The following is a 734-nucleotide window of genomic DNA, read 5'->3' as shown; positions in this document are numbered from 1 at the left end:
CCCAAGGCCAGCGCCTTCCCCTTCACAGGCAGCGACGGTGGAACTCACCGCCATGTTCTTCAGGTTGATGGCCGCATTGATGTCGCGGTCGTGTTGCGTCTTGCAACCCGGGCAGGTCCATTGCCTTATTCCCAAACCGAGCGCTTCGTGCTTGTAGCCGCAGCAAGAGCACAAGCGACTGCTCGCGAACCATCGGTCGGCGACGACCACCTGCCCGCCCCGCCATGCCGACTTGTACTCGAGTTGGCGACGCAGTTCGTAAAAACCCATGTCGGCAATGGCGCGCGCCAGGCGGGAATTGGCCATCATCCCTTTCACGTTAAGATCTTCGATGCCGATCGTGTGAAAGCGCCGCGCGATGCTGGTGCTGAGTTGATGCAGGCTGTCACGGCGGATGTTGGCGATCCGCTCATGCAGTCTGGCCAGCTTCAGCCCGGCCCTGGCCTGATTACGCGAGCCCTTGACCTTGCGCGACAGCGCCCGAGACAGGCGGCGCACGTGCCCCAGCAGGAAGCGCAGCGCCTTCGGTCCCGCCCGCTTCTCCCCGGTCGACAGGGTGGCCAGCGCCGCGATGCCCAAGTCCACCCCCACCGCGCCTTGGTTCTCGGCAGGCGACAAGGATGGGTGCTCTGTATCGACGGTGATGCTGGCGTACCAGTGGCCGGCGGTGCGGGAGATGGTGGCCGCGATGATCCGGCCCGCGAAACGCAGGGCTTCGCGCATGCGCACCCACC

General features: G+C 65.1%; 1 protein-coding gene. It reads right to left on the bottom strand.

Annotated features, from left to right (window positions below; translation table 11 throughout):
* Positions 1-723: transposase (locus LK542_RS24780; protein WP_227813983.1), on the bottom strand; the 723-nt coding region annotated here is incomplete at its 3' end.
* Positions 724-734: the final 11 nt, after the last annotated feature.

This window comes from Massilia sp. IC2-477 (assembly GCF_020707265.1).
In the GTDB taxonomy this organism is placed as follows: Bacteria; Pseudomonadota; Gammaproteobacteria; order Burkholderiales; family Burkholderiaceae_D; genus Telluria.
The sequence above is the reverse complement of the archived record's forward strand: the minus strand, read 5'-3'. Positions and strand labels throughout refer to the sequence as shown.